22 protein-coding genes are annotated in these 25317 nt (G+C 63.9%); 10 read left to right on the plus strand and 12 right to left on the minus strand.

Annotated elements, in window-relative coordinates:
* Nucleotides 1-75 precede the first annotated feature (75 nt).
* Nucleotides 76-1059, minus strand: coding sequence for an AraC family transcriptional regulator (locus AWB65_RS15815; protein ID WP_087668054.1), 984 nt, complete (start codon nucleotides 1057-1059; stop codon nucleotides 76-78).
* Between the two features lie 69 nt (nucleotides 1060-1128).
* Between AWB65_RS15815 and AWB65_RS15820 the strand changes: the two genes are divergently transcribed.
* The 3 genes from AWB65_RS15820 to AWB65_RS15825 all read left to right on the plus strand — a co-directional run bounded on the left by AWB65_RS15820 (nucleotide 1129) and on the right by AWB65_RS15825 (nucleotide 3189).
* Nucleotides 1129-1929, plus strand: coding sequence for an SDR family NAD(P)-dependent oxidoreductase (locus AWB65_RS15820; protein ID WP_235007636.1), 801 nt, complete (start codon nucleotides 1129-1131; stop codon nucleotides 1927-1929).
* A gap of 70 nt (nucleotides 1930-1999) precedes the next feature.
* Nucleotides 2000-2221, plus strand: coding sequence for a hypothetical protein (locus tag AWB65_RS35615; protein ID WP_125474141.1), 222 nt, complete (start codon nucleotides 2000-2002; stop codon nucleotides 2219-2221).
* A complete protein-coding gene (locus AWB65_RS15825) occupies nucleotides 2218-3189 on the plus strand; it encodes a LysR substrate-binding domain-containing protein (protein ID WP_087668056.1) in 972 nt (323 codons plus the stop codon). The genes AWB65_RS35615 and AWB65_RS15825 overlap by 4 nt, the downstream gene beginning before the upstream one ends.
* Here AWB65_RS15825 and AWB65_RS15830 read toward each other — a convergent pair.
* Genes AWB65_RS15830 through AWB65_RS15850 form a run of 5 tightly spaced genes read right to left on the minus strand, consistent with a single transcriptional unit; the run spans nucleotide 3179 to nucleotide 8742 of the window.
* Entirely contained in the window at nucleotides 3179-4390 is a 1212-nt protein-coding gene (locus AWB65_RS15830; protein ID WP_087668144.1) for a cytochrome P450, read from the minus strand. The genes AWB65_RS15825 and AWB65_RS15830 overlap by 11 nt on opposite strands.
* Nucleotides 4391-4440: 50 nt before the next feature.
* Nucleotides 4441-5136: an SDR family NAD(P)-dependent oxidoreductase gene (locus AWB65_RS15835; RefSeq protein WP_087668057.1), complete on the minus strand. Its 696-nt coding sequence runs from the start codon at nucleotides 5134-5136 to the stop codon at nucleotides 4441-4443.
* A gap of 32 nt (nucleotides 5137-5168) precedes the next feature.
* A complete protein-coding gene (locus AWB65_RS15840) occupies nucleotides 5169-6293 on the minus strand; it encodes a CaiB/BaiF CoA transferase family protein (protein ID WP_087668058.1) in 1125 nt (374 codons plus the stop codon).
* A gap of 20 nt (nucleotides 6294-6313) precedes the next feature.
* Nucleotides 6314-7201: an enoyl-CoA hydratase/isomerase family protein gene (locus tag AWB65_RS15845; protein ID WP_087668059.1), complete on the minus strand. Its 888-nt coding sequence runs from the start codon at nucleotides 7199-7201 to the stop codon at nucleotides 6314-6316.
* A 38-nt stretch (nucleotides 7202-7239) separates the two neighbouring features.
* A complete protein-coding gene (locus AWB65_RS15850) occupies nucleotides 7240-8742 on the minus strand; it encodes an aldehyde dehydrogenase family protein (protein WP_087668145.1) in 1503 nt (500 codons plus the stop codon).
* 371 nt (nucleotides 8743-9113) lie between these two features.
* Between AWB65_RS15850 and AWB65_RS15855 the strand changes: the two genes are divergently transcribed.
* Both AWB65_RS15855 and AWB65_RS15860 read left to right on the plus strand, forming a co-directional pair.
* Nucleotides 9114-10769: a spinster family MFS transporter gene (locus AWB65_RS15855; RefSeq protein ID WP_087668060.1), complete on the plus strand. Its 1656-nt coding sequence runs from the start codon at nucleotides 9114-9116 to the stop codon at nucleotides 10767-10769.
* A 7-nt stretch (nucleotides 10770-10776) separates the two neighbouring features.
* Nucleotides 10777-12222, plus strand: a complete 1446-nt coding sequence (locus tag AWB65_RS15860; protein ID WP_087668061.1) for an MmgE/PrpD family protein — start codon at nucleotides 10777-10779, stop codon at nucleotides 12220-12222.
* On the opposite strand, the gene AWB65_RS15865 is transcribed toward AWB65_RS15860, so the two are convergent.
* Nucleotides 12219-13460 carry an MFS transporter gene (locus AWB65_RS15865; protein ID WP_087668062.1) on the minus strand — a complete coding sequence of 414 codons (1242 nt, stop codon included), beginning with the start codon at nucleotides 13458-13460 and terminating at the stop codon, nucleotides 12219-12221. The two genes, AWB65_RS15860 and AWB65_RS15865, sit on opposite strands and share 4 nt — an antisense overlap.
* A gap of 154 nt (nucleotides 13461-13614) precedes the next feature.
* Between AWB65_RS15865 and AWB65_RS15870 the strand changes: the two genes are divergently transcribed.
* The 5 genes from AWB65_RS15870 (at nucleotide 13615) to AWB65_RS15890 (ending at nucleotide 19392) form a co-directional block, all read left to right on the plus strand.
* Nucleotides 13615-14853 (plus strand): multidrug effflux MFS transporter, encoded by a 1239-nt coding sequence (locus AWB65_RS15870; RefSeq protein ID WP_087668063.1) that lies wholly within the window; start codon nucleotides 13615-13617, stop codon nucleotides 14851-14853.
* Nucleotides 14854-15007: 154 nt separating this feature from the next.
* Entirely contained in the window at nucleotides 15008-16237 is a 1230-nt protein-coding gene (locus AWB65_RS15875; RefSeq protein ID WP_235007637.1) for a porin, read from the plus strand.
* 196 nt (nucleotides 16238-16433) lie between these two features.
* Nucleotides 16434-17621, plus strand: a complete 1188-nt coding sequence (locus AWB65_RS15880) for a CaiB/BaiF CoA transferase family protein (RefSeq protein ID WP_087668064.1) — start codon at nucleotides 16434-16436, stop codon at nucleotides 17619-17621.
* Nucleotides 17618-18505: a fumarylacetoacetate hydrolase family protein gene (locus tag AWB65_RS15885; protein WP_087668065.1), complete on the plus strand. Its 888-nt coding sequence runs from the start codon at nucleotides 17618-17620 to the stop codon at nucleotides 18503-18505. The genes AWB65_RS15880 and AWB65_RS15885 overlap by 4 nt, the downstream gene beginning before the upstream one ends.
* Before the next feature lie 17 nt (nucleotides 18506-18522).
* Nucleotides 18523-19392 (plus strand): alpha/beta fold hydrolase, encoded by an 870-nt coding sequence (locus AWB65_RS15890; RefSeq protein ID WP_087668066.1) that lies wholly within the window; start codon nucleotides 18523-18525, stop codon nucleotides 19390-19392.
* A 170-nt stretch (nucleotides 19393-19562) separates the two neighbouring features.
* Here AWB65_RS15890 and AWB65_RS15895 read toward each other — a convergent pair whose 3' ends face one another.
* From AWB65_RS15895 to AWB65_RS15915, 5 genes are all read right to left on the minus strand, one after another.
* Entirely contained in the window at nucleotides 19563-21218 is a 1656-nt protein-coding gene (locus AWB65_RS15895) for an FAD-dependent oxidoreductase (protein WP_087668067.1), read from the minus strand.
* Nucleotides 21219-21273: 55 nt separating this feature from the next.
* Nucleotides 21274-22320 carry a cupin domain-containing protein gene (locus AWB65_RS15900; protein WP_087668068.1) on the minus strand — a complete coding sequence of 349 codons (1047 nt, stop codon included), beginning with the start codon at nucleotides 22318-22320 and terminating at the stop codon, nucleotides 21274-21276.
* Nucleotides 22321-22356: 36 nt separating this feature from the next.
* On the minus strand, nucleotides 22357-23292 hold the full coding sequence (locus AWB65_RS15905) for an electron transfer flavoprotein subunit alpha/FixB family protein (RefSeq protein ID WP_087668069.1): 936 nt from the start codon (nucleotides 23290-23292) through the stop codon (nucleotides 22357-22359).
* A 10-nt stretch (nucleotides 23293-23302) separates the two neighbouring features.
* Nucleotides 23303-24052, minus strand: coding sequence for an electron transfer flavoprotein subunit beta/FixA family protein (locus AWB65_RS15910; RefSeq protein WP_087668070.1), 750 nt, complete (start codon nucleotides 24050-24052; stop codon nucleotides 23303-23305).
* A 116-nt stretch (nucleotides 24053-24168) separates the two neighbouring features.
* The gene (locus tag AWB65_RS15915) at nucleotides 24169-25311 is read right to left on the minus strand and encodes an acyl-CoA dehydrogenase family protein (protein WP_087668071.1); all 1143 of its coding nucleotides are present in this window, start codon (nucleotides 25309-25311) and stop codon (nucleotides 24169-24171) included.
* Nucleotides 25312-25317: the final 6 nt, after the last annotated feature.

The raw sequence follows: 25317 nt of genomic DNA on the forward strand, positions 1-25317 counted from the left end.
GCGTGCGGGCTGGAAGGGAAAATACTAAAAAACGATGGTTCGAGCAGATCCGCTTATGGATGCTTCGAGCGTCCGTCAGACCGGCGCGGCGTCGCCGTCTCCGCGCCCTGCTCTCCGGTACGATGCCGGCGCGCGCCCGACGATCCTGCTGAACGCGGTGCTGAAAGCGCTATCGGAGAGGTAGCCGATGGACAGCGCGATATCGCTGATCGATTGCTCGCTGTTGAGGAGGGCATCTTTCGCAAGCGCGATCCGCCAGTTCGAAAGATACGTTGCGGGCGCGACACCCACGCGTTCGGCGAACCTGCGCGCGAACACGGCACGCGACATGCCGACCTGCTTCGCGAGCGAAGCAACGGTCCAGTGCCGCGCGACGTCCGCGTGCATCTTTTGCAGCGCCGTCGCGATGGGCGGATCGGCCATGCCGCTCAGCCATCCCGTGCGTTGCCCTTCCAAGTGCCGCACCGGACGCCGCAGCACTTCCACGAGCATCACTTCCACGAGCCGGCTCATCACGAGATTGCGGCCGGGCCGCTCGCCCAGCGCCTCCTCGCCGATCAGTTCGAGTACGCGAGTGAGGCGCCCCGCTTCTTCGTCCGACGAGCGGATGAAGATCAGTTCGGGCAAGAGGCCCGAGAGCAGCGCCACATGCTCCGTTTCGACCTGGAAGTAACCACCGACGAGCCGCGTCGGCTCGCCCACGCCGCCATCGTTCCAGCGGACATAGTCGCCTTCGCGCGATGTGTTGGCAAGTGCAGCCAGATGCGGGCCGACCTCGGGATCGCTCGCAAGGCAATAGCGCGGCTTGGCGGCCAGCAGCAAATAGTCGCCTTGCTGCATGAGCAGCGCGGGCCCGGCCTCCGGCAGGAACCAGCAGTGCCCGGTGACGACGAGGCAAAACCGCGGCGCGTCGCGATGCGGCACGGTCATGCCCCATCGCCCCTGTGCGTCGACGGTCTTCCAGAGGACCGCCTGCGGTCTCATCAATCTGACGATATCGTTCAGAACATCCACTTGAGACGATCCGTAATTTTTTAGAGATGATCGATTATGGATCATCTTTCGGCATTTCTATACCGTCTCATCTAGCGGCCCGACAGAGGCCCGTGAAGAACGATGGAGACAAACTTGAGCAAACTCAAAGACAGGCTCGTCATCGTGACCGGAGCCGCCCAGGGCATGGGCCGTGCGATCGCCGTCGAGGCCGCAAGGCAGGGCGCGGCGTGGGTCACGATCGCCGACATCCAGCAGGACGAAGGCCAGGCCGCCGCCGCCGAAGTCGAAGCCGCCGGCGCGAAGGCCCTCTTCATCCGGACCGACCTCTCGGTCACGGACTCGATTCGCCACATGATCGACGAGACCGCGCGACGCGCGGGCGGCATAGACGTGCTGGTGAACAACGCCGGCGTCACCGACGACGGCCTCACCGGCCGCGCCCCGACGGTCGAAGACCTTCCCGAGGAAATCTGGGACAGGGTCATGAACATCAACCTCAAGGCGATGTGGCTCGCGAATAAATTCGCCGCGCCTCATCTGCGGCGCTCGACGCGCGGTCCTGCGATCGTCAATGGAGCATCGGTGGCGAGCAGCGTCGCGTATCCGGGGCTGCCGTCCTATGCGACGAGCAAGGGCGGCGTCGTGATGCTGACGAAGGCGACCGCCGTCGATCTCGCGAGCGCGGGAATCCGCTGCAACGCGTACGCGCCCGGTGCGATCGATACGCCGATGCTGAAGCACAGCGTGCAGCACGCGGCCGACGGCGACCACGCGCAAAAACGCTTGTGGGGCACACACCTCATCAGGCGGCTGGGCTTGCCGGAGGAAGTCGCGCGGCTCGTGTGCTTCCTCGCATCCGACGAAGCTTCGTTCTCGACCGGCAGCATTTTCAGCATCGATGCGGGCACGCTCGCCTGGCGCGGCGTGCATTAAAGCTTGCGGCATAGCGCCGGTGCGTGCGGTGCGTACAGCGCATGCAGGCAAACCGGCAAAGGGGGACGCGATGAGAAAGAGCAACCACACGGGCTGGCTCGAACCGGCTTCCATATGCCGGGGCGGCATGGCGCAATTGACGCGTATCGCCCGCTACGTCGGCCTCGCGCTCTACATGGTCGATCCCGTCCACGGGGCCGCGGAGGCCGCGCTCGTCGCCGAATATTCAAACGGAGCGGCGCCACCGCCTGAATGCGAGCCGCGCGAATCCGGACAAGGAATGTGGACATGAACATTCGCCAGCTTCAATACTTCCTGGCAGTGGCCGCCGAACTGAACTTCACGCGCGCATCCGAACGCGTGAACATCGCGCAGCCTGCGCTGAGCGCGCAAATCATCTCGCTCGAAGAGGAGCTCGGCACGCCGCTTTTTACGCGCGAGAAGCGCAAGGTCATGCTCACGCCCGCTGGCGAGATCCTCGTGGAACATGCGCAGCGCGTGCTGAACACGGCATCGGCGGCGATCGCCGCGGTGCGTGCGTCGGGACGCGGCGCACGGATGCACTTGATGGTCGGTGCGATCTACACGGCGATCTATTGCTTCCTGCCCAATACGCTGCGTCTTTTCAAGGCCCTCGCGCCAAACTCCGATGTGAGCCTCCAGGAAATGACCATCGCGCAGCAGATCGCCGGCCTGAAAGAAGGCGCGATCGAAGTCGGGCTCGTGCGCGGACATATCTACGATCACAACATCGTCACCGAGTTGCTCTATCGCGAACTGCTCGTGGTCGCCGTCCCCACGGACAGCGAATACGACGTGCCCGGCCCGGTCACTCTCGGCGAACTGGCGACGTGGCCGCTGATCGCGGTCGCGCGTGGCACGGCGACCGAACGCGGCTACGGCGACCGCGTGCTCGATATCTTCGAGGACGAAAGCCGCAAGCCCACCATCGTGCGCGAGGCGTACGACATGCACACGTCGGCGTGCCTCGTGGCGGCTGGAATGGGAGTCGCCGTGGTGCCCGCGATCATGCAACTGATGAAGCCGCTCGGCATCAGCTACAGGCCGCTCGATGCCGAGGCACCGGGCGTCTCGCTGTCGCTCGCCTGGCACAAGGACCGCGTGCCGCCTCTGCTCGGCGTCTGGCGAGAGGCGGCCCGCGCGAATGCCGCGACGCTGATCGCGCAGCATCCCGACCTGTTCCTGCACAACGCGCGGCAACGCTGCGCCGAAGCGGCTGTAGCCGTCGTCACCACGTAACGGGCAGTGTCTGCAAACCCTGCACGAAGTGATCGCCCTTCCCCTCGATCGCCTCCTGCGCAATCGCGAACCTCAGCGTCGGAATCCGTTCGAACAGCGAACCGAAGACAGTCTGCAATTCGAGCCGCGCGAGCGGTTGCCCAAGGCACTGGTGATTCCCGTAACTGAACGCAACGTGATGTCCGGCCTTGCGCGTGATGTCGAATCGCTCCGGATTTTCGAACGCGGTCTCGTCGTGATTCGCGCCGGATATCAGCGCAACGACGCCCTCCCCCTTGCGAATCGTATGCCCGGAGACCTCGACATCCTCAAGCGCGACGCGAAACGCGTTGTAATGCACGATCGTGTGAAAGCGCAGCATTTCCTCGACTGCACCGCGCAATAACGAAGGATCGGCGCGCAGCAGCGCGAGCTGGTCGGGGTTGGTGAGGAAACTGTACACGCCGAGCGCCATCTGGTTCGCGGTCGTTTCGTGACCGGCCATCAACAGCAGTTCCGCCATGACGACAAGTTCGCGATGCGACAGGTTGCCCGGCCGCACCTGCTCGACGATCAGCCGGCTCAATAGATCGTCCCGGTCTTGCGCGTCTTTCTCGCGCGCGGTGATGAGCGTGTCGAGATAGCTCAACATGCGTTCGGACGCGGCCTTGGGAATCGCCGGATCGGCATCGAGCAGTACCTTGAGCCGGCTTTGCTCCTGGAAAAAGCCGTGATCCTCGCGCGGCACATCGAGTATGCCGGCGATCACCTCGGAGGTGAACGGCAGAAACAGGTCTTCGACGAGGTTCGCCGGTGGCCCCCTTCTCACCAGTTCGTCGAGCAGCCGTCCAAAGATCGCTTCGATGCGTGGACGCATCGCCTCGACGCGCTTGATCATGAACTCCTTGGTCAGCATGCGGCGAAAGTGTCCATGCTCGGGCGGGTCCATGCGGATGAACGCGGGTTCGAGATCGAGCACCGCGTTGCGCGCTGCAGAAAGGCTCGGAAAACCCGGCACGCCCGGATTGCCGCTGAAGCGATTGTCGCCGAGCACGGCGCGAACGTCATCGTAGCGTGTGAAAAGCCAGGCGTGCGTGCCGTCCCACATGCGGATGCGCGCCGGGCCGGGCTGCTGCTGGAACGCCCGGTATTCCTCTGGCGGAACGAACGGGCATTGCCGCGCAATCGGAAACGACGGCGCGCTATAAGGACATCCTGACATTGCTTCTCCCTTCATCATCTGCGCTCGCGAGCGATGCCCGGAACAGGTTGTCAGAGGCCGCCGTTGACGTCGATCGTCGCGCCGGTGATATAGCGCGCATCGTCGCTGACCAGAAACCCGATGACGGACGCGATCTCCTCAGGTTCGGCGGCGCGCTGCAGGCCCGAGCCGGCGATCAGCTTGTCGCGGATTTCCTTCGGCACCTTTTCGCCCATCGCGGTGTTGATCGTGCCCGGCGATACGGCGGCTACGCGAATCCCATGCGGCCCGAGCGGCTTCGCGAGGCTCTTGGTCAGGTTGACGACGGCCGCTTTCGAGCCACCGTAGTCGGTGACACCGCTGCCGAGCGTCGCGACGATCGACGCCAGGTTCACGATCACCCCGCCGCCGCCCGCCTTGACGAGACGCCTCGCGACCTCCTGGCTCAGGAAGAACGGCGCGCGCGTGTTCACGCCGTAGGTGAAGTCGTAATCCGACGGCGAGATGTCGAAGAAGGACTTGCCGTGCCACACGCCGGCGTTATTGACGAGCACGCGGATCGTGCCGTATTCCGCATCGATGAATTCGATCGATGACTTGATCTGCTCGTAGTCGGTCACGTCGCACTTGCGGTAGGCGTATTGCCCTTTGCCCGCGTCGGCCACGTCCATCCCGACGACCGTATAGCCGCGCTCACTCAGGTTCCGGCAGATGGCTTGCCCGGTGAGTCCGTTGGACCCTGTGACGACTGCGATCTTTCTGGTCATGCCTCACCTCTTCGTAATGTGATGTTGATGATCTAGCGTGAGAGCGGCATTGACGGCCACGCTGCGCCGTTTCCCGTCAGCACTTCTGCGTTGTGTTCTCCGAGCATCGGCGGAGAGCGCGTGATCTGCGTCGGCGTGCCTGAGAACTGGAGCGGGTTGTTGATGACCTTGAACGCGCCGCCCTTCGCGTGCTGGAGCGTCTTGAGCAGTGTCTTCTCGACGTGCGGGTCGCTGAACACTTCGGGCCACGTCCTGACCGCGCCGTAGATCGCTCCCGCCGACGACAACACCGTCTCCCAGTGCGCCAGATCGCGCGTGACGAAGATTTCCGCGAGCCGCGCGTCGACGGCCTCCCGGTTCGCGAGGCGCGCATCCTTCGTCGCGAAACGCGGATCGGTCTTGAGCTCGCTCGCGCCGAGCGCATCGCAGAGGATCTGCCAGAACTTGTCGTTGATCGTGATGATCATGATGTCCCGGCCGTCGGCGCTCGCGTACGTGTTGTTCGGCACGATGTCCCAATGCTGGTTGCCCATGCGCACCGGCGTCTTGCCGGTGAGATCGAAATACACGTCGCGCGGGACCTGGCTGAAGATGCTCGCGTCGAGCATCGAAAGATCGACGCGCTGCCCTTCGCCCGTGCGTTCGCGCGCCTGCAGCGCAGTGAGAATGCCGATCGTCGCGATGAGCGCGGTTACGAGGTCCGAGAACGGAAAACCGGTTTTGAGCGGCCCGGATTCCTCCGTGCCCGTCACCTGCATCACGCCCGCGACGGCCTGGATCACCATGTCGAGCGCGGGGCGGTTCCTGTCCGGCCCCGTGCGACCGAATCCTGAAATCGAGCAATAGACGAGCCGCGGATTGATCTTGCGCAGGTCGTCGTAACCGAGTCCCGCGCGTTCGGTGAGGCCCGGCCGGAAGTTCTCGACCAGCACGTCGGCTTCGGCTGCGAGAGCAAGCGCGGCGGCGCGGCCCTCCTCGCTTTTCAGATCGAGCACGATGCCGCGCTTGTTGCGGTTCACGCCGAGAAAGAATGCGCCGTCGCCGCCCAGCGTCGTTTCACCTGAGCGGCGAAACGGATCGCCTTCCGGCTGTTCGACCTTGATGACGTCGGCGCCCGAGTCGCCGAGCATCATCGTCGCGAACGGTCCGGTCATCATCTGAGTGAAGTCGAGGATCTTCAGTCCCGCGAGCGCCGTGCTCGTGCTTCGTCCTTTTTCACGTAGAACGCCTCGCGTTCATGGTTCGACACGCGCACGCCCTTGTCGCGGCGCTGCTTCATGAAGTTGTATTCGTCGCCTTCGTAGCGGACATTGGTCGCGAGCGTGTGGAGGATGTGCCCGTAGGAAAACTGGCCCGATATGCCGAGCGATTCCATCGCGAGGTTGGTGGCCGCCTTGCCCATGACAATGCCGTCGCGCGGCAGCCGCACGATGCGCTCGGCCCACTCTTCGCCCGAGTCGGACAGCGCGGCGAGCGGCACCACCTTGTTGAGCAGGCCATTGGCGAGGCAAGTCTGTGCGTCCCACACATCGGCCATCAGGAGCAGTTCGCGCGCCTTGCGCGGACCCATCGCCATCATTTCCCATGCGGCGAAATAAGCGGCGCCGGAAAGCCCCAGCTTCTGCTCCGGATGACCCATCTTCGCGGTATCGGCGCCGATCACGAGATCCGATGCCTCCGCCAGATACAGGCCGCCGCCGAGGCAATAGCCCTTGACGAGCGAGAGCGTCGGCTTGAGGCACTTGAAGACACGTTCGAATCGCGCGAGGTAAGCCTTGTCGTGCAGGAGGCGCGCCCGCTGGCTCGGCTTGCGTGGACGGCCCTTGTCGTCGAAGGTGGTCTCACCGTATTCCGTGCCCACTTCTGCGAGGTCGTGCCCCGTCGTGAAGTCGTCGCCCGCGCCTTGCAGGACGATCACACGCACGTCGTCATCGTCCTCGGCGCGATCGTAGCCGTCCATCAGCTGGTCGAGCATCGCGTTGGTCATCGCGTTCTTCTTCTCGGGGCGATTGATAGTGATGTATGCACGGCCATCTTTCGCAAGGTAATCGATGCTGCCTGTCATGGTTTGTCTCCGTTGCCCGGGAAATGCAGTGGGAATATTCAAACGTCGAGGTTGATGGCCACTGCCTTGACCTCGGTGTACATCTCGATCGCGTCGTAGCCGCGCTCGCGTCCCCAGCCCGACTGCTTGTAACCGCCGTACGGCAGCGCCGCATCCGGCGACGAGAGCGCGTTCACGTTGACGATGCCCGCCTGAAGCCGCCGCGCCATCTTGTGTGCGATGCCGACGTCGCTCGTCCAGACGCTCGCCGCTAGCCCGTACGTGGTCGCGTTGGCGGTTGCGCTGATGCGGTCGAGGTCGTTGTCGTCGCTGAAGGACATCGCGCACAGCACCGGGCCGAAGATCTCTTCGTCATGCACCGCCATGCCGGGCTTGACGCCCGTCAGCACGGTCGGCTGCACGAAGAAACCGCGCTCGCCGGTCGTGCCGCCGCCGGCGAAAAGCGTCGCGCCCTGCTCCTGTCCGCTATGGATGAAACCCAACACGCGATCGAGTTGGCGGCGCGAAATCAACGGTCCCATCTCGGTGCCGGCATCCATGCCGTGCCCGATCCGGATGCGGTTTGCCCGGCGCGCGACGGCATCGAGCACCTGGTCGTAGGCACGTTCATGCACGTAGAGCCGTGAACCCGCCGCGCAAATCTGGCCGGCGTGAAAGAAGATCGACGAGCACACGCCCGCCGCGGCGGCTTCGAGGTTCGCGTCGGGGAAAACGATGACGGGCGACTTGCCGCCGAGTTCGAGCGACACCCGTTTGAGATTGCCGCTCGCGCCGTGCAGGATGCGCCTGCCGGTTTCGCCGGAGCCGGTGAATGCGACCTTGTCGACGCCGGGATGCGAGGCGATCGCGGCGCCAACCGGGTTGCCGAATCCCGTGACGATGTTGAGCACGCCCGCCGGAACCCCCGCCTCGAGCGCGAGTTCACCGAGGCGCAGCGCGGTGAGCGGCGTCTGCTCGGACGGCTTGAGCACGACGGTGCAACCGGTCGCGAGCGCCGGAGCGATCTTCCACATCGCCATGTTGAGCGGAAAATTCCAGGGGATGATCTGGCCGACCACGCCCACCGGCTCGCGTAACGTATAGGCATGCCATTCGCCCGGCAGCGAGACGTTCGGCGTCTGGCCGCCCATCTTCGACGTCCAGCCTGCCATGTAGCGCAGCATCTCGGCAATGCCCGCCACGTCGCCGTTTCTGCAGAACACACGCGGCTTGCCGCTGTTGATGCATTCGAGGTCGGCGAGCTCCTCGGCATTGGCTTCGATCAACTCGGCGAAGCGCAGCATCGTTCGCGTGCGCTCGGCCGGTGTCGTCTTGCGCCACGGACCTTCGAATGCGCGACGGGCTGCATCGACGGCGCGGTCGACGTCGGTCGCGGAGCCTTCGGCGGCCGTCGCGATGACTTCGCCCGTGGCCGGATCGAGGATGTCGGTCCGGCGCCCGGAGTCCGATTCGACCATGCGGCCGTCGATCAGAAGCTGATGCTCTCGCTGAAGAAAGTGTCGCGATGCTTCACCCAGCGCGGGATGCAAGCTCGTGGTCATGTCGGTGTCCTCGTTCATTGGTAAGCGCCATCCTCGACGTGTCGTTCAACGCGAGTCTGGAATCAATGTACCGGGCAAGAACCCAACAGGACCAATACTGTTTGCGGAGGTTTTCAGAGGATATTCCTCTGGACGCACTTCAAATATTCTTCGTCTGACTGCATCGAAAAATCGTATTGGTGCGCATGGCAGCCTGACGGATATCCTGTGTGAAGTCGCCGGAACCACGAAGACCGGCGCATTAAAACTACAAGTTGACTGGAGACAATCCGATGCGAATCCGTACCCTCTCGTGCGTCCTGCGCGAGTGAACGCCCCGCGTGCGCGGTTCCGAAGCATGCCTCGTCCACTCCGACCACAGGACCATCAAGATGACGCCTGAACGCCCCTGGTATCGCTGGTACGTGCTGTTCATCCTGACGCTGATCTACGCGTTCAGTTACGTCGATCGCCAGATCGTCACTATCCTCGCGCCCTATCTGAAGAAGGACATGGGCATCTCCGATGCGCAACTAGGCCTGCTGTACGGCACCTCGTTCGCGCTGTTCTACTGCGTGTTCGGTATCCCGCTCGCGCGTCTCGCCGACGGCTGGAGCCGCGTAAGAACGCTCGCGCTCGGCCTCTCGTTCTGGTCGCTGATGACCGCGCTCTCGGGCCTGTCGCGCAACTTCACGCAACTGGGCGTCGCGCGGATCGGCGTTGGCGTGGGTGAAGCGAGCGCGACGCCGGCCGCCGTCTCGCTGCTCGGCGATTACTTCGAGCGGGCACGCCGGGGCACGGTGCTCGCGCTCTATTCGGTGGGGGTGTATGTCGGCGCGGGCGCATCGCTCGCGGTAGGCGGCTCGATCGTCTCGGCGTGGGAGCATGCGTACAAAAACGTTCCCGCGCCGTTCGGCCTGACGGGCTGGCAGGCATCGTTCATCGGGGTCGGTGTGCCCGGGCTCGTGTTCGCGCTGGTTGTGCTCCTCACCATCAAGGAACCGGTGCGAGGGCGCCTCGACGCGGTGGCGCCAAAGAAAGACCCGCATCCGTTCGCCCATGCGATGCGCGATCTCGGCGCGATGGTGCCGCCGTGGAGCTGGCTGCATCTGCGAGCGGCGGGCGCGCCGCGTCGCGAGTATGTGAAGAACGTCGCCTACCTGCTGTTCGCGATTGTGCTCATCGTGTTCGCGACCTGGGGCACGAACCACGTCTTGTCGGCGAAGCATAAGGCCGAGATCGGGTCGGTGTTCGGATTGTCGATCACGAGCAATCTGGTTCAGTGGTTGGCGATAGCCGTCGCAGTATATGTCTGTTCGAACTGGTTCCAGGCCACCCGTCTTGGCGATCCTTCCGCCCATCGCCTGATTACCGGCTCCCGTACCTTCGCGGCGGTCACCGTCGCGGGCGCCTTCCTCGCGTTCGCAATGAACGCGGTGAACGGTTTCGTGTTCGTCTATGCGAGCCGCAGCCTCGGCCTGACCGCCGAAGCAGGCCTGCGGCTCGGCATCATCGCGATCATCGCGGGCGGACTCGGCATCACCGTGAGCGGTTATCTGTGCGACTACGCGAAGCGCAGGCATCCGCTCGGCCGGCTCTATTTCGTCTGCTGCACCGCCACGATCTTCACCGCCGCGAGCGTGGTCCAGTATCTGACGCATAGCGTCGCGGTGTTCTACGGCGCCTACGCGGTCGCGACGTTCTTCGTACCGATGTGGTTCGGCCCGCTCCAGGCGACCACGCAGGATCTGGTGATTCCGCGTCTGCGCGGGACGGCGTTCGCGGCATTTTCGCTGGGGCCGAACATCTTCGGCCTGGGTCTCGGGCCTTACTGCGTCGGCCTCATCAGCGACGCCACCGGCGATTTGCGCATGGCGATTCTTTGCGCGCTCGGCGTGCTGCCCATCTCTGTCTTCTTCCTGATCGCGGCCAGCCGGTCTCTTTTGAAAGGCGAGGCGACGGCTCTTGCCGAGCTGGAGGAAGTCGATTCGCAGTTCGTCGATGAAGAGACGCTCGCGCTTTCGGAACCCCGCCTCACCCATCCATGAGGACCGCATGACCAGCCTCACGCAAACACTCGCCGATTTCGCGACCGGCATGCGTTTCGAAGACCTTCCGCCGCCGGTGGTGGCCGAATGCAAGCGGCTCCTGCTCGACACGATCGGCTGCGCGCTCGGCGCGGTCGGCACCGAAAGCGGGCGGATCGCGCTCGATTATGTCGGCATCCTGGGCGGCAGGCCCGACGCGACCGTCCTCGGCATGACAGAGCGCAGCTCGGCGACGGCCGCCGCCTACGCGAACGCGCGGCTCGCCAACGTCCTCGATGCGGACGACACGTTTCCGACCTCGACGCACTTCGGCAACGCCACGGTCTTCTCCGCGCTCGCGCTCGCCGAACGCGACGGCAGCAGCGGCCGCGACTTGCTGACCGCGATCGCGGTCGGCTTCGATCTCGGCGCGCGGATCGGTAGCTGGATGGGCGCGCCGATGCAGATCGAAAACGGTCGAGTGATCGGGTGGAACGAACTGGGCGGCCCGGCCGCGACGATTACGTGGGCCGCGATCGGCGCGTCGGCGAGCATCGCGAAGCTCGACGCGCGGCAGGCCAATCATGCGTTCGGCATCGGCGGCAGCAACTCGCCGCAACCGACCTTGCGCAAGTGGGCGGAATCCGTCGAGCAGCCGATGTACAAGTACGCCGATGCCGGCTGGTGCGCGCAAATCGGTGTTTCGTCGGCGCTGCTGGCGAAGCTCGGCAGCACGGGCTTTCTCGACATCCTCGACGGGCCGAATGCGTTCTGGAAGTTCTACGGCTCGCCCACCCACGACGACGACGCACTGATCGCCGGTCTCAGCGCCGACTGGCAAATCCTCAACACGACCTACAAGCCCTGGCCGTGCTGCCGGTGGATCCATCATCCGTTGACGGCTTTCACGCGCTTGCGCGAGCAGCACGAGCTGAGGACGGAGGAGATCGATCGCGTGGTCGTGCGGGCCAATCCGTTCGCACTGACGCCGATTTTTCGCGAGCAGCAGCCGCGCGACATGCTGAGCGCAGAGTTCAGCCATGCTCACGCGCTCGCCGCGGTCGCGCACGACGTGCCGGCCGGGCCGCTATGGTACGAGCCGGCAACGATGAACGATGCGCGCATCGCGGCGTTTCGTGAGCGCGTCACCGTGGTGGCGGAGCCGACATCGTCGAACATCGCGGAATGGATGACCGGCGGCCAGTGGCGCGGCGTGCCGGGCGGCGTCGACGTTCACGCACGAGGGCAGGTTTTCAGCGCGACCGCAGACTATTCGCTCGGTGATCCGTGGGCCGACTCGACGCGCCTGACGGATGCGCAACTGACCGCCAAGTTCAACGTGATGGCGGGGCTCGATGCGAAGGGAGCGAGCGACGTGATCGACGCAGTCATGACGCTCGATACGGCTCCGGTCGAGCGGCTATCCGGGCGCCTCGCGGTGCTTTCCCGCTCAGTGAGCCATTCCGCGCGCTAGGACGCCTTCGCGTCCGGCGACTGCCGGACGCAACACAGGAACACGACGCCGGCCAACGGCCCGACGGCGATCACGCCGAGCGTCAGGTCGAGTGACCGTCCGTGCGCGAACACATAGCCCGCGACCATCGGAGAAACGAAGCTTCCCACCGACCAGATCGTGTTGACGAAGCCCGCGGCCGCGCCCGCCAGCCCCGGCCCCGACGCTTGCGTGTAAAGCCCGATCAGCAAAGGCGTGTAACCGTATGCAGCGGCCCCGAGAAACGGCGCGATCAGAAAGTAACCGGGTGTCGACGAACAGTTGCCGAATGCCGCGAGCAGCAGGATGAAGAGCGCCAGGTCTACCACCGCGACGAGCCGCGCATAGCGATGCAGGGCGTCGTAGAGCCAGCCGAAAAGCGGCTTCGAAATGAACGCGCCGACGCCGAATCCCATCAGCACCGACCCCGCCGCCACCGGCGACAAGCCATGCGAGACGGTCAGCAACGCGCTCGCCCATGCGACGAAACCGAGCGTGCCATAGAGCGCGCCCGCACCGCCGAGTGCGACGAAAACGATGTTGCGGTTTTTCAAAAGCGCGACGACCTGCGCGGTGCTAACGCGCGGCACGGCCAGTCCGAACGGCGCATCCCGGACGACGGCGACGCAAGCCACGGTGAACACGAGCGTCGCGACGCCGAGCATCTGGTACGCGGCCTGCCAGCCGTAAGCAACGGCGAACCGGGGCACGATGGCGTTCGCCAGCACGACCGATACCGACGTCCCCGTTGCCCAGATCCCGAATGCCCTGCCCTTGTCCTTGCCGAACCAGACCGTCAATATCTTGATAGTGGCGCCATATTCCGCGCCGGCTGCGAAACCCATCAGCAGGTGCAGCGCAATGGCCGCCCAGAACGTATGAACGAAACTGAAGCAGAACGTGAGCGCTCCAAGCGGAATCATCGATATTGCAAGCGTCGCGCGGCTGCCGAACTTGTCCGCCATGATCCCGCCGATCGGACACGACACGGTATAGCCGACGTAGAACGCGGTGGTCAGCGAGCCGAGGAGTGCAAGCTCGAAACCCAGCGCGCGGCCGACGGGCGCCGCGATGCTAGACCACGCGAAGCGGTCGACGCAACTCACCGTAAACGCCGACCACACGACCAGCAGGATGACCCAGCGAAACCCACTCTTCGCTCCATGCGGCGTCACGACCGGCAGCATCGGGCCCGGCGCAAGTTGATCGTTGGCTTTCATGCGACGTTGCGCTCAAAGTTGTTGTCAATATAAATGGTTCATCCAATGGTTATTCAAGGCAATTCGCGTATACCTTGGTGTCGCGTCGCTGGTTGCGCATCAATTGACAGTGATCTCGACCACGATTAGATTATTGGTTCATCCATTGAGATAAATGAGCCATGCCGCCATGAGCGATCCCGCTGCTTCCCTTCGAAGCCACGTTCCAGTCCCCTCGCTTTTCATCCTGGTCTGTATCACGCTCTCCGGCACGTTTCCGCTGCACGTATTCGTTCCCGCGCTGCCTTCAGCCGCCGGTGACCTTCACGCGTCCGCCGCCGGCATGGGGCTGACGATCACGCTTTATGTGATCGGGCTTTCGATCGGGCAGCTCGTCTACGGACCGCTCTCGGATCGCTATGGACGACGCCCCGTCCTGCTGGCGGGCTTGGCGCTTTTCGCCGTCGCGAGCGTTGCAGCGGCCTTCGCGCCGTCGCTGACGGGGCTCGAATGGGCGCGGCTCGCGCAGGCGCTCGGCGGCTGCTCGGGGCTTGTGCTCGGTCGCGCGATCGCTCGCGACAGTTCGGGCTCCACCAGCCTGATCCGGCGGCTCGCCACGCTCAGCATCGCAATGGCGGTAGCCACCGCCGTGGCGCCGATCATCGGTGCGCAGATCGTCGAGCATCTTGGCTGGCGCTCGATCTTCGCCGCGCTGAGCGTCGTGAACGTGCTGGTTCTTTTCTCGGTGTGGCTGCTCGTGCCCGAGACGCACACGGCGTCGAGTGACTTCCGCGTGAGCCGCTACCTGAAGCGCTACCTCACGCTGCTTCGATCGCCCGCGTTCGTCGCCCATAGTCTCGGCGGCGCAAGTGCGACCACTGGCATCTACGCGTTTCTTTCGGCCTCGCCGTTCATCCTCGAATCGAGGCTCGGCCTTTCCACGCGCGCCTTCGGCTTCGCCTACTTCTCGCTGGTGGTCGGACTCGCGACCGGCCAGTCCACGGCCAAGCGTTTAGCTGGCCGGGTATCCGCGCGCCGGGCGCTGATCGTCGCGAGCCTGATCATGGGCGCAGCCTCGATCAGCCTGCTCGTCTCATACCTGTGCGATGCGCTGTCCGTGACGTCGGTGATGGCGCCGATGATCGTCATGTTCTTCGCGACAGGGCTATCGAGTCCATTCGCGATCAGCAGCGCGCTCGATGTCGATCAGACGGTGACCGGCGCGGCGGCGGGGCTTTATGGCTGTCTGCAGATGGGCTACGGTGCGTTGTGCACGGCCGCCGTGGGCCTCTCCTCCGGCGATCCCACCATCGCGATGATCGGCGCCTTGCTCGTTTCGAGCGCTATCGCGGGACTGGCGTTCAAATCCGCGCCGCACGCGATCGTGCGCGCCGATGAGGAGCCGATGGCGTAGCCGGTGGTCGACAGATTAGGGTTTGCTCTGTTTGACACATGCAACCATTTCTTTATCATTTAATCAATGGTTCATCCAATGGAACAAAACTCGACCTGACGCACATAAAAACACTTTCTTCGTTCCCTCCCGGGCGCGATAACAGGAGATAGCCGTGAAGCTTCGGAACACCTTGGTTGGAGCGCTGACACTTGCCGTGGGCGGGCCGGTCTTCGCGCAGAGCAGCGTGACACTGTATGGTTTGCTCGACGAAGGCATCAACTACGTCAACAACGTCCAGACGGCGCAAGCCGGGGCGCCGAATGGCAGAACGGGCGGCAGCCAGTTCGCGATGACGAGCGGTGTCATGCAGGCATCGCGCTGGGGACTCCGCGGCACGGAAGACCTGGGCGCCGGATATAAGGCCATCTTCGTCATCGAGAACGGATTCGATGTCGGCACCGGTCGCTTCCAGCAGGGCGGAACGTTTTTCGGCCGGCAGTCGTACGTGGGCGTCACGAGCCCGTGGGGCAGCGTCACGGCGGGCCGCCAGTACGACTCGATCGTCGATTCCATCGGCGCGATGCAGGCTGGCAGTTTCGCGGGCGGCGCCTTCGCCGACCACCCAGGCGATATCGACAACGTCGCGGACACCCAGCGCATCAACAACTCGGTCAAGTACACGAGCCCGACTTTCGGTGGCCTGACATTGACGGGACTGTATGGATTCGGCGGCGTGGCCGGGTCGTTCGGCAAGAACAGCATCTGGTCCGTCGGCGCGCGCTATGTGGCAGGACCGCTCGCGCTCGCGGGCGGCTACATGCACATCAACAACCCGAATCAGTCCTTTTACGGCAACAACTCGATCAGTTCGCCCACGGCCAACAACCTCGGCTCGGTCACGGGCGTCCAGGTGAACCCGATCTACGGCGGATTCGCCTCGGCCCATCGCCTGCAGATCTACTCCGGCGTCGCGCAGTACACGATCGGATCACTGATCGCAGCGGTCTCCTACTCCAACATTCGCTTCCAGGAACTGAACGATCCCGCATCGGGCACGCTCGCGCAGACCAATCCGTTCGGCTACACCGGCAACGCGGCTTTTAACAACTACAACGTGTACGCCGGTTACTACATCACGCCAGCACTGCAAGTTGGGGGCTCGTACAACTACTTGCGGGGCGGTGCCATCAACGGAAAAGACAGCGCGGCCTATCAGACGTACAACGCGGTCATCGACTATTTCCTCTCCAAGCGCACCGACGTCTATTTCGCCGCCGCCTACATGAAAGCCTCCGGCGTCGATTCGACCAAGCAGGCAGCAGTCCCTTACATCGTCACGGTAACGCCTTCCAACACGTCGAATCAGGTCGTCGCGCGCATTGCGATTCGCCACAAGTTCTGACCGGCATCGGCACGGATGACGGGCAGGCAGGCTACGGCTTGTCTGCCCGTTTTCTTTTGACAGGAGGTCCATGCACTGCATGTGCGGCTCGATTGAATCCTGCACGGTGTCCCTTGACACCGGCAAAGCGCAGGCTCATTATCGATCATAGGTTGATCCATTGAAACTCTAGCAATGTATTAGGGAGACACACGGGATGTCCAACGTTCAAACCGGCCTGCCGTCCGAGCGGCAGCAAACTGCAGACGCGTCGCAAAAGCGTCCCCTCGATGGCATCGTCGTCGTGGAGACGTCGAGCTTCCTCACGGGGCCCTTCACGGCGATGATGCTCGCCGATCTGGGCGCCGACGTGATCAAGGTCGAGCCGCCCGGCGGTGACGGCTTTCGCAAGTTCGGCCACAACCGGGATGGTTTCGGCGCCTCATGGACAAATGCGAACCGTGGCAAGCGCAGCGTCGTGATCGACCTGAAGACGGAGGAAGGCACCCAGCGCCTGAAGAACCTGCTCGCTACCGCCGATATCCTCGTCGAGAACTGGCGACCACGCGTGGCGGCCTCGCTAGGCCTCGGGCATGACGTGCTGCACGCGCTCTATCCGCGCCTCATCCGCCTGTCGATCAACGGCTTCGGCGATACCGGCGCGCTCGCCAACGCGCCCGCATTCGACTCACTGATCCAGGGCCGCACGGGCATCGTGGCGTCCGAGGGGCGCAACGGCAAGCCGGCGGTCACGCCGTTCAACATGGTCGACAAGGTGACGGGCGCATTCGGCACGCAGGCGATCCTCGCGGCGCTCTACGAACGCGAGAAGACCGGCCGGGCAAGCCACATCAAGCTGCCGATGCTCGACGTCATGGGCTATTTCAACTTCCCCGACATGTTTCAGCATCGCACCTTCGAAGGCGACACGTCCGCGTGGAAACCGCCGGCCTCGCAGGTGCTCGAAACGTCGGATGGGTTCGTCGTCATCTCGCCGGCTAATGGCGCGCAGATGTCGAAGACGCTCAACGCCATCGAGCGCCCGGAGTGGAAGGAAGAATTCAAGCAGATGCGCGATCCGGTGGCGATGGCCGACGAATTTTTCCGGCGCGTAGGCGCCGTGGTCAAGGAGAAGGCGACCGTCCACTGGCTCACGCGCTTCGCCGAGCTGGACGTGCCCGCCGCGCCGGTCTTCTCGCTCGACGAGTTCCTCGACGATGCGCAGGTGGCGAACAACCGCGTGTTCGATTTCGTCGATTCCCCGGTCGGACCGATCCGCACCGCGCGCTATCCGGCGACCTTCGACGATCGCAGGTTCCCCGCGCGCGCGGGTCCGCCCGCGATCGGCGAGCATGACGACGAGATCGGCGGCCATTCAGACACTCAACCGAGGAAAACAGCATGAAACTCGCAAGCTTCAACGGAGGACGGATCGGCGTCGTGATCGAGGACGACATCGTCGACGTAACGCAACTCGTGAATGTGACGCCTGGCGCGTGGCCGCCGGTCGGCATGCTGCATGTGATCGATCGCTTCGCAGCGCTGCGCGGCAAGCTCGACGATTTCGCGCAGACGGCGCCGCGCGCGAAACTCGCGGACGTGAAGCTCGAAACGCCTGTCGCATGGCCCAACAAGGTGATCGCATTTCCGGCCAACTATCACGCGCACGTCGAGGAGATGAAGCGCGGCACGGGGCTCATTTCGCCGTTCAAGGCGGACGGCCAAGGCTTCTTCCTGAAGGCGAATTCGAGCCTGAGCGGCCCGGCCGATCCGATCGTGCTGCCGCAGATCCCGAACCGCCAGATCCATCACGAGTGCGAGCTCGCCATCATCATCGGCCGTGGCGGGCGCGAAATCAGCCGTGACGACGCGCTCGCGCACGTATTCGGTTACGCGTGCCTGATCGACGTCGTGGTGCGCGGCAAGGAAGAGCGCGTGATGCGCAAATCCTACGATACGTTCTGCCCGGTCGGGCCGTACATCGTCACCGCCGACGAAGTGCCCGACTACGACGCGATCGACCTGAAGCTCTCGGTCAACGGCGAAGTCCGTCAGCAGGCGAGCACGCGCGACCTCATCGTCGATATCCCGGAGATGATCCGCATGGCGTCGGCCGTCATGACGCTTTATCCGGGCGACATCATCGCGACGGGCACGCCTGCCGGCGTCGGTCCGATCAACGGCGGGGACAAGGTGGTGATCGAGATCGCGAAGGTCGGGTCGATGTCGATCGACGTCGTGCAGAGCGAAGGCGGCGGCCATCCCGTGTGGGACAAGCCGCTCAACTGAGGGAGGTCGAAGAGCGCATGGTGTCCGGTAACTCGCTTGGCTTGCATACTGCACGCATCGGCACGAACGACGGCCTGAAGCTGGCTGCCACCGTCAGCGGCGAACGCGGGCAACCTGCCGTGATTCTCCTGCACGGTGGCGGCCAGACGCGCCATTCGTGGCGCGGCACCGTTCGCACGCTGGGTGATCTCGGCTACCACGCGCTCGCATTCGACGCACGCGGCCACGGCGACAGCGACTGGTCGCCCAAAGCCGATTACTCATACGAACGCCTCGCGGACGACCTGCAGACCATCGTATCGACGATGGCTGCGGCGCCCGTGATCATCGGCGCGTCGATGGGCGGGATGACGGCGCTGCATGCGGTGGGCAGGAACGATGCCTCGTTTGCGCGCGCGCTGGTCCTCGTGGATATCGCACCGCGTATCGATCCCAACGGCCTCAAGCGCGTAAGCGACTTCCTGAATGGTTATCGCGACGGCTTCGCCGACGTAGAAGAAGCCGCCGATGCAGTCGCCGCCTACAACCCGCATCGTCCACGGCCGCGCAATCCGCATGGCTTGATGAAGAACCTGCGCCTGCGTGAAGATGGCCGCCTGCACTGGCACTGGGACCCGGGCTTCTTTCGTGAACGCAGCGATGAAAAGCGCGAAAAACATGCACAGCGCCTGCTCGCCATGTGCAGCAACATCACGATTCCGGCGCTGCTCGTGCGCGGCGCACAGAGCGATGTCGTGACGACGAGCGGCATCGATGAACTGCGCGAGCGTCTGCCGCAACTCGAGGTTGGCACGGTGCCGGGCGCGGGACACATGATCGCGGGCGATCGCAACGAAGCGTTCAACGGCGCGATCCTGCCGTTTCTCGAGCGCCACAAGAGCGCCTGAGGCCGGCTTTCTTACTTTCCTTCGAGGGTGGCGGGAACACTTCCCGCGTAAGCCAGTGCGCATAGCAGCATCGCGCAGGTGAAGTGCATCCAGCAGTGTCTCGCTATCGCGTTCATCGCTTTTCTCCAGAAAACGCGGGGCGCGGCATTCGCCGCGTCCCGCAAGCCGACTCAAGCCTCGCTCTGCTCCACCGACTTCGTTTCCAGGCGAGTGCGTTGTGCGCCACGTACGGTATCAATGAGGGCGAGCGGATCGTCCGGCAAGGCATCGCCGCGCCACGCCACCTGACCGTCGGGACGCGCGAGCACGAAGCGGCGCTCGTACAGCTTGCGAGCCTCATCGTTGTCGATCTCGACCGACTTGAACGGCACCTTGCGCGCCGCCGCGGCTTCTTCGAGAGCGCTCACGCCGGACACATCCTTGTCGAAGCGCATCAGGACGAACTCCTTGCCGAACAGATCGAGCGTCGACGTGCCTTCCGCGAGCCAGACGTGCGGCGCACGCGAACCGGGCCGCGCCGTCTGCACGTAGGTCGAAACTTCGTCGGGCGGCTGCGGCGTGCCGTCGGGGACGATGATGGGCGAGCCCTCGTACATGTAGCCGAGATGGATGCCGATCGAGAACCACTCGCGCTTCATCAGCTCCGTGTACTGGTTGCCGAACTCGATGCGCGCCGCTTCGGAACCGGAACCGTCCTCGAAAATCTCCTTCGACGGCGACAGCACACGCGGCGACAACATGCGCTTCAGGTTGCCGGTCGCCTCCGACACGTTGCGGATCGCCACGGGCCGCATCTCGGTCTCGTAGGTTTCGAGCAGATGCTCGCCGCCCCAGCCTTGCAGGCTCGCGGCAAGCTTCCATGAGAGATTGACCGCGTCCTGGATGCCCGTGTTCATGCCGAAGCCGCCAGTCGGTGACGTGAGATGCGCTGCGTCTCCCGCGACGAATACCCGCTTCGTGCCGTAACGGTCGGCGACGAGTTGACGCCGCACCCACGGCAGCATCGAAAGAATCTCGAAGTCAAATTCCCGGCCGACCGCGCGCACGATCGCCTCGCGCATGGTCTCCTCGCTGTGCGTCTGCCGGCTGTTGTCGCCGACGAGCGAGAAGCGCCACTGGTCGCGTCCGTTGATCGCGACGAGTGTCGCCCAGGTGCCTTCCGGCCCGATGAAGATGTAGCGATAGGCGCGCTGCTTGTCGTGCAGCGCTTCCAGATCCTTGCAGCGAAATACGACGTTGGTCGTATAGGTGAGGGTCGGCTCGCCCGTCATGCCGATGCCGAGCCCCTGACGAACGACACTCGCGCCGCCATCCGATCCGACAAGATAGCCCGCTTCGATCACCCTCTCCTCGCCGCTCAGTGTGTCGCGAACTTTTGCGGTGACGCCGTCCGGCGTCTCGCTGAACTCGACAAGCTCGCTGTTGTAGCAGATCGTGACGTTGGGTGTCTGCTGCGCGAAGCGACGCAGAACCGGATCGAAGAAGTTCTGCGGGCAACGCTCGCGCTTTTGCGGGCTTTGCGGCGGACACTTTTCGTCTTTTGGGCTCGGAAAGACTTCACGTCCGAACTCGTAGCCGTTCAGGCCCGTGACCCACGCGCAATCCTGTGGATAGTCGCGGTTGTAGCCCGCTTCGTGAACCCACGGCACGATGCCCCAGCGGCGGCAATATTCCATCGTCCGCACACCGACCATGTCCATCTTCGGTTGAATCACCTGCCCATCGCTGCGTTCGATGAGCATGCACGACACGCCGCGAAAGCCCAGGTCGCCGGCGAGTGCCAGTCCGATCGGGCCCGCGCCCACGATCAATACGGGTGTTTGCATTTGCAGTCTCCAATAAATTCGAGTTCGTCTTGCTCGGCGTTGCCTGATGCCCCGGTTACGCCGCTTCCTCGCGGTACAGTCCGAGCTTTTTCAGCGCCGGGAAGTCGTTGACCTGAAACAGCATCGCGGGCGTGTCGTACGAGCGGTTGACATGCTCGTGCACGGCCCACGGCGGGATCGACATGAAATCGCCCGCGCCCCATTCGAACGTCGTCCCATCGACGATCGTCGCGCCTTGTCCGCGCATCACGTAGTAGACGACGCTGCCTGTGTGACGATGCGCTTTCGTATGCATGCCCGGCCGTAGCGATTGAAGCGCCGTGCCGATTGTCGGGAGCGCCGAGTCGCCCGTCAGCGGGTTCAGGTATTCGAGCGCGGTGTCGTCGAACGGATCGGGCGGCAGTGCGGCGGCCAGGCGCAGTGCTTCCTGCGCACGCTCCGCGCTATAGACGAGCAGCGGATTGAGCGCCGGCCTGCTCGTGTCGTTGAGCGGCCGCATCAAACCGCTGCCGTAGTGCCGGTAGGAGCGGTCCGGTATGTCGGACACCGCTTGTCGCGGCACATCGGAGCCTTCGAAGAACGTTGCATGCATCGAGCGCACGAGCGATATGTCGAGCACGTCGAGCCAGATCATCGGTTCATCGCCCTTGTGCTCGTGGTCGTGCCAGGTCCACGCGGGCGTCAGCACGAGATCGCCTTCGTTCATTTCGTAGCGCTCGCCGTCGACGATCGTATCGGCGCCACGCCCTTTCATGATGAAACGCAGCGCGCTCGCCGTGTGACGATGCGCGGTCGCGATCTCGCCTGGCAAGATGTACTGGATCGATGCCCAGATGGTCGGCGTCGTTCCGAACGGCAGGCCACGATTCGCGAGGCGCAACGTCCTGCGCTGGCCGCCCGCTTCGAGCTTTAGTTTCGCGCCGATCTTTGTAAGCAGCCGTTCGAGATCGCTCGCTTTCCAGTGCGCCGCCTTCATCGCCGATTGCGGGTCGCGCGTGAAGAGCGGCCCGTCGGTCGGTTGCGCGACACGGCAGTTGAAGCTGTCGAGTTCTTCGGCCAGCGCCTGGCGCTGCACGGTGTCGGACATCACAGCTTCACTCATGGCGGCTCCGGTCGAAGTTGACAAGGTTCGAATGCATCACAGGCCCTCCACCATGTCAGGCACGATCTGGAACAGGTCGCCGACGAGCCCGTAATCGGCGACGGAAAAGATCGGCGCCTCGCTATCCTTGTTGATCGCGACGATCACCTTCGACTCCTTCATGCCCGCGAGATGCTGGATCGCTCCGGAGATGCCGACCGCCACGTACAACTGCGGCGCGACGATCTTGCCAGTCTGCCCGACTTGCGCATCGTTCGGCGCAAAGCCGGCATCCACCGCTGCACGCGAGGCGCCGAGCGCCGCGTTGAGCTTGTCCGCGAGCGGCGCGAGCACGCGGTCGTAGTTTTCGCCGCTGCCGAGGCCGCGGCCGCCTGACACCACCGTCGACGCCTGTCCGAGTTCGGGTCGATCGGGCTTGACGAGCGTTCGTTCCATCAGTTGCGGGCTGTTGTCTTTGCCTTTTTCCGCCGCGACGGTTTCGAGCATGGCGGCGGCCTCCTGCGTTGCCACCGCAACGAACGCAGTGGTTCGCACCGTGATCACTTTGATGGAATCGATGGACCTGACCGTTGCGATCGCATTACCTGCGTAAATCGGGCGCTTGAACGTATCCGCATCCGCGACGACAACGATGTCGCTGATCTGCGCGACATCGAGGTTCGCCGCGATACGCGGCGCGAGGTTCTTGCCCTGGCTGCTCGCCGCCAGCAAGATGTGCGAATACGTCGGGGCGATTGCAAGCACGGTCGCTTCGACATGCTCGGCGAGTTGCGCTTCGAGCTGAGGCGCATCGGCGAGCAGCACGCGGTCCACACCCGCCAGCTTCGACGCGTGTTCCGCAACCGCTCGCGCGCCGCTGCCCGCAACGAGCACGTCGATCGTGCCGCCGATCTCACGCGCAGCCGCGACGACGTTCGCCGTCACGGCGGACAGATCATGATTGTCATGCTCTGCGATAACAAGAATGGTCACGCTTTTCTCCTCACAACACTTTGGCTTCGTCACGCAGCGCATTCAGCAGCGCGCTCACATCTGGCACCCTGACGCCCGCCTTGCGCGCTGCGGGCTCCTCGACGCCCACGGTCTGCAAACGCGGCGCAACATCAACACCGAGCGTCTCGGCACTCACGGTTTCGAGCGGCTTCTTCTTCGCCTTCATGATGTTGGGCAACGTCACATAGCGCGGCTCGTTCAGACGCAGATCGCTCGTGACGACAGCGGGCATCGGCAACGAGAGCGTCTCGGCGCCGCCATCCACTTCGCGCTCGACGATCAACCGTTCGCCCTGCACCGAGACCTTCGACGCAAACGTCGCCTGCGGCAAACCCGCAAGCGCGGCGAGCATCTGGCCGGTCTGGTTCGCGTCGTCGTCGATGGCTTGCTTGCCGAGCAGGATCAGAGCGGGCGCTTCCTTTTCCACCAGCGCCCGCAACAGTTTCGCGACCGCCAGCGGCTGCAAGTCGGCATTTGTCTCGACGAGAATCGCGCGGTCCGCGCCGATCGCGAGCGCGGTTCGCAGCGTCTCCTGCGATTGCGCCGTGCCGCACGACACCGCTATCACTTCCGTTGCCACGCCCGCCTCCTTCAAGCGCACGGCTTCCTCCATCGCGATCTCGTCGAAGGGATTCATCGACATCTTCGCGTTCGCGAGATCGAGACCGCTGCCATCACTTTTGACGCGTGGCTTGACGTTGTAGTCGAGCACCCTCTTGACGGCGACCATCACTTTCACGTGTCTTCTCCAGTTCGTCTGTGCTTTTCTCAGTTCGGCCCACGCATATAGGCGCAGGGAATCGCGCGCTGGGGTTTCATCTCGTTGCCTCTTTGTCGATTGCCAAAGCCGCCCGGTCAGTTCGCGAGCAAGCGGCGCGCGACGATCAACCGGTGAATCTCGTTGGTCCCTTCGATGATCTGGTTCAGCTTCGCATCGCGCATCATGCGTTCGACCGGAAACTCCTTCGAGTAACCGTAGCTGCCGAGCACCTGCACCGCTTCGGTCGTGACCTCCATCGCGATGTCGGTGACGAAGCATTTGGTGATCGACGCGAGCATGTTCAGGCGCGAGTGATCGCCCGAATCGATTTCGTCGGCGCAGTTGTAGAGCAGGCTGCGCGCGGCCTCGATCTTGATCGCCATATCGGCCAGCTTGAACTGCATGCCCTGAAACTCCGCTATCGCGCGTCCGAACTGCTTGCGCTCTTTCGCGTAGGACACGGAGACGTCGAGCGCACCCTGCGCGAGCCCGAGCGACGTCGCCGCGATGGTGGGCCGGTTCAAATCGAGGACCTTCATGCAGGCCTTGAAGCCCTGCCCTTCCTCGCCGAGCATGCAGTCGGCGTCGACGCGCATGTTGTCGAAGAAAAGTTCGTGATTCGGAGCACCGTGGCGCCCCATCTTGTGTTCCTGACGACCCAGGCGAAAGCCGGGCGTTTTCGTATCGACGAGAAACGCGCTGATTCCATCCGACCCGCTCGCCTCCGACGTGCGCGCGAACAGCAGGATGTACTGCGCGTAGCCGCCCCACGTAATCCAGTTCTTCTGGCCGTTGATGACGTATGAGCTACCGTCTTTCACCGCGCGCGTGCGGATCGACGAAACATCGGACCCTGCCTGCGGCTCCGTCACCGCGATCGCCGTGACGAGACGCCCTTCGGCGGCGAGCGGCAACCAGCGCCGCTTCTGCTCTTCCGTGCCGAAGTTGAGGATCGGCAGAATGAACGAGATGGAGTTGTTGCCGCACAGCGTGGCTGCGGCGAGCGAGACTTTGGCGATCTCCTCCTTCACGATGCACACGGTCTTCAGGTTGCCGCCCGGGCCGCCGTATTCCTCGGGAAGCCACAATTGCAGCAAGCCCATATCGCCGAAAATCGGCACCAGCTCGGACGGAAAGCGGTCGTTCGCTTCCATGCCGGCCACGAGCGGCACGATGTCCTTCTGGACCATCCGGCGAACCGAGTCCTGGATGGAAACGAGCTCTTCATTCAGTCGCATAATCAC

It is taken from the genome of Caballeronia humi (genome assembly GCF_001544475.1).
Lineage (GTDB): Bacteria > Pseudomonadota > Gammaproteobacteria > Burkholderiales > Burkholderiaceae > Caballeronia > Caballeronia humi.

Bases quoted from the DNA above. Each gene is read 5' to 3' on its own strand.
- AWB65_RS35615 (WP_125474141.1), top strand. From the start codon at position 2,000: ATGAGAAAGAGCAACCACACGGGCTGGCTCGAACCGGCTTCCATATGC.
- AWB65_RS15815 (WP_087668054.1), bottom strand. From the start codon at position 1,059: ATGATCCATAATCGATCATCTCTAAAAAATTACGGATCGTCTCAAGTG.
- AWB65_RS15895 (WP_087668067.1), bottom strand. From the start codon at position 21,218: ATGCAAACACCCGTATTGATCGTGGGCGCGGGCCCGATCGGACTGGCA.
- AWB65_RS15885 (WP_087668065.1), top strand. From the start codon at position 17,618: ATGAAACTCGCAAGCTTCAACGGAGGACGGATCGGCGTCGTGATCGAG.
- AWB65_RS15830 (WP_087668144.1), bottom strand. From the start codon at position 4,390: ATGTCAGGATGTCCTTATAGCGCGCCGTCGTTTCCGATTGCGCGGCAA.
- AWB65_RS15860 (WP_087668061.1), top strand. From the start codon at position 10,777: ATGACCAGCCTCACGCAAACACTCGCCGATTTCGCGACCGGCATGCGT.
- AWB65_RS15915 (WP_087668071.1), bottom strand. From the start codon at position 25,311: ATGCGACTGAATGAAGAGCTCGTTTCCATCCAGGACTCGGTTCGCCGG.
- AWB65_RS15880 (WP_087668064.1), top strand. From the start codon at position 16,434: ATGTCCAACGTTCAAACCGGCCTGCCGTCCGAGCGGCAGCAAACTGCA.
- AWB65_RS15865 (WP_087668062.1), bottom strand. From the start codon at position 13,460: ATGAAAGCCAACGATCAACTTGCGCCGGGCCCGATGCTGCCGGTCGTG.
- AWB65_RS15855 (WP_087668060.1), top strand. From the start codon at position 9,114: ATGACGCCTGAACGCCCCTGGTATCGCTGGTACGTGCTGTTCATCCTG.
- AWB65_RS15900 (WP_087668068.1), bottom strand. From the start codon at position 22,320: ATGAGTGAAGCTGTGATGTCCGACACCGTGCAGCGCCAGGCGCTGGCC.
- AWB65_RS15835 (WP_087668057.1), bottom strand. From the start codon at position 5,136: ATGACCAGAAAGATCGCAGTCGTCACAGGGTCCAACGGACTCACCGGG.
- AWB65_RS15825 (WP_087668056.1), top strand. From the start codon at position 2,218: ATGAACATTCGCCAGCTTCAATACTTCCTGGCAGTGGCCGCCGAACTG.
- AWB65_RS15845 (WP_087668059.1), bottom strand. From the start codon at position 7,201: ATGACAGGCAGCATCGATTACCTTGCGAAAGATGGCCGTGCATACATC.
- AWB65_RS15850 (WP_087668145.1), bottom strand. From the start codon at position 8,742: ATGACCACGAGCTTGCATCCCGCGCTGGGTGAAGCATCGCGACACTTT.
- AWB65_RS15840 (WP_087668058.1), bottom strand. From the start codon at position 6,293: ATGATGACCGGACCGTTCGCGACGATGATGCTCGGCGACTCGGGCGCC.
- AWB65_RS15870 (WP_087668063.1), top strand. From the start codon at position 13,615: ATGAGCCATGCCGCCATGAGCGATCCCGCTGCTTCCCTTCGAAGCCAC.
- AWB65_RS15890 (WP_087668066.1), top strand. From the start codon at position 18,523: ATGGTGTCCGGTAACTCGCTTGGCTTGCATACTGCACGCATCGGCACG.